Source organism: Neobacillus drentensis (assembly GCF_036966985.1).
GTDB lineage: Bacteria > Bacillota > Bacilli > Bacillales > Cytobacillaceae > Neobacillus > Neobacillus drentensis_E.
On record NZ_JBALSN010000311.1, the window covers coordinates 430 to 3,058 of the forward strand.

General features: G+C 38.9%; 3 protein-coding genes. 1 reads left to right on the forward strand and 2 read right to left on the reverse strand.

All coding sequences use genetic code 11. The features are described 5' to 3' along the window. Positions 1-14 precede the first annotated feature (14 nt). A complete protein-coding gene (locus tag V7659_RS19900; protein WP_335541656.1) occupies positions 15-167 on the reverse strand; it encodes a hypothetical protein in 153 nt (50 codons plus the stop codon). Positions 168-490: 323 nt separating this feature from the next. Here V7659_RS19900 and V7659_RS19905 point away from each other — a divergent pair, with 323 nt between their 5' ends. Then, positions 491-994 carry a divergent PAP2 family protein gene (locus tag V7659_RS19905; protein ID WP_026565850.1) on the forward strand — a complete coding sequence of 168 codons (504 nt, stop codon included), beginning with the start codon at positions 491-493 and terminating at the stop codon, positions 992-994. A 348-nt stretch (positions 995-1,342) separates the two neighbouring features. Here the strand turns inward: V7659_RS19905 and V7659_RS19910 are convergent. Further along, positions 1,343-2,629, reverse strand: a 1,287-nt coding sequence (locus V7659_RS19910) for a DJ-1/PfpI family protein (protein WP_335541659.1), incomplete at its 5' end; no start/stop codon positions are given.

Here is a 2,629-nt window from a genome sequence, read left to right on the forward strand (position 1 = left end):
TATGTTCGTTTTGTTCACTTTTGTTTAGCCTTTAATCGTTTTAATTTTCTTTTATGGGTTCTTATAGCTGTTTTCGTATCTTTTATACTTGTTGTAACCACTTCATTGCTTTCTACTACCACCAAATTATCAATTCCGCCTTGATAGTTTTTATAGGAAATATACATAAATATCATCCTTCCATTATGAATAATATTTGTCTTTACTTAATTTATTTTTTTCGGGTATTACATCCGGTTACTTACGATAATTCTAGCCTTTATTTTTTTAGTTGAGATTAAAAAGTCGTAAAGTTTTCTTTAATTATTGCCGAATAGACCACTCTAAAATGTGCTTAATAGTTGCAAATTACGACATTAAAAAATTATATTCTCCTCCTGTTCTTCCACTAAGCTGCCCGTTACTTTAAGCATATAAAAATCAAAATTGGGTATCAAAAAGATATATGCAGGATAGGGGTTGACTGATCTGTGGAATGGAGGAGTTGCTCATGGAAAAGATGAATCGAGGAATTTTGACGGCGCTGTCGGCGATCGGCATAGCGCAAGGACTTAAAATTATAACTCACAAGAAGTTGACGGGAGATTGGGACTTGAAGCAGGCTTTCACAACGGGAGGTATGCCTAGTTCGCACTCCGCGGGTGTAGCAGCTCTAGCTTCCTATGTGGCGGCGAATAAAGGATGGCGACATACTGAGACATCTCTTGCAACAGTGTTTGGCGTGATTGTGATGTATGATGCTCAGGGAATTCGTCGCCATACAGGCGAAATTGCGCAGCTCGTGAACGATCTTGAAGATAATCTAGTGAAATTTTCGGGTGAATTTCCTAGCTTTGAGTATGTGGAGCGAGAGAAAGAACTGAAGGAAATTCTCGGTCATCAGCCGGTGGAAGTAGGAGCTGGTGCGTTGCTTGGCATTGTGCTTGGTCTTATTTCGGCGAAAATCGAGGATGGTAAGCAAATGAAACACGAAGAGCTGGAATTAGAAGTATAAATCATTCCAATACGCTTTTTTAATATTAAATGAGTCCTATTGCGACACTGTGTTGTAATTGAGTTTATGGGAAATTTGGAAATAACTCTGAACAACATGAATACACATGTAGAAATTGAAAAAGCCTTCCTAACGTTAGGAGGGCTTTTATGCTGTCCAATGCTCAGAAGAAGGTATTCGCAAGAATCCCTTCTTTGTAAGTTCGCGATACTTCACGACTCCTTTTAGCTTTGGCAGAATAGCGGAGTTGACGGAATTTCAGGTCACCCTGGTTCGTTAATTTACTATAATGATAGCTATCTGACGTTAATGGTGAGAATGGAAAAAACCGCCCGAAGTCGGTAGTGATTAACTGACTTGTTTATACGATTTGAAAATTGTTTTCTTCATAATGAATCGTCTGTCAATACAGATAGCTACCAACAAAGCTAGTAAACCGGTTAGAAGTACATTGCCGTAAGTTTCAAGAGGAAATGGTTTGCCCTCAAGGTGGATATCATTGGAACGATATTCGAGTCGTTTCACTGCATGCTTGGCAGTTAAAAGGTCTTCTTGTTTAGCTAAGTCTTCCAATGGTGCTTCAAATACATATCTATTTGGTGAATCGCTATGAATGAGGTTCGTCTCTTTAGAATTACCTTTTTCACTCCAAAGTTTTACGTCGGCTGCCGCTAGGGATTTTGCGTTGCCACCTGGTATGATCATTTTATCCAATCTTGGAGCATTCGATATTTGATGCCTAGCCACTATATTAAGGTGATGTTTTGTAGCAATGGGTGCATCCGAACTCGAAACGGTCAAGACTTGTGTCGTTCCTGTGGCTGCGTAAGTATCAAATATAGAAGATAATGCGATTTCATCCATGTCGTTATAAAGTAGTACACCTGCCTTTGTCTTATTCCACTGGAAGGAAAGATTCAATAAAAAAGTTGCAAAATATATGTCCTTTTGAAAAGGTTCTACTTTTGGGTTTTGAACGAAGTGGTAAGAAGGATAACTGATTTCTTTCGATATTTTTTTAGCCATGGGTTCTCCTAGTTTTTGAGCTATCAGATGCAGCACAGCATCGATACCTGCAGTTTGACCCGCTGAAGTTAAGGTGTTACCTTCGTGGACATACCGCACATCCTCTTTCCAATGAGTGTCAGGATATTGCTTGCTTAGTAAAGATATCCCTTGCCAGTGTGTGGTGGCTGATTTTCCTTTTAATAAGCCTGCATCGGCAAGATTCTCTGATCCACTGCAAATGCTCAAGATAGTGGTTTTACTGCTGGAATGTTGTTGAATCCATTCCCGAGTGAGTAGATATTTCTTTTCATCAAATATCGGCATGTAAGGAACGACGATAATGTTGGGACTTTTGCCTAATAATTTATCTAATTCTTTATAAGAGTAATGGGGGACTACATCCAGACCGCCCGATAACGTCTTTACGTTTTTGTCTGGAGCAACAGCAAATACATTAAAAGCGTTTGTTCTAGATAACAAATCATAGGGAATCATAAAATCAAATACCTCAGTGTCTACATTCGCTAATAGAACTGCTACTGTAGGTTTATTAGGATCATACTTTGGTGGTTTAACACCATGTAGAGAAGGAACTGGCTCATGGCGGACATTCTTGAAAAAATCATT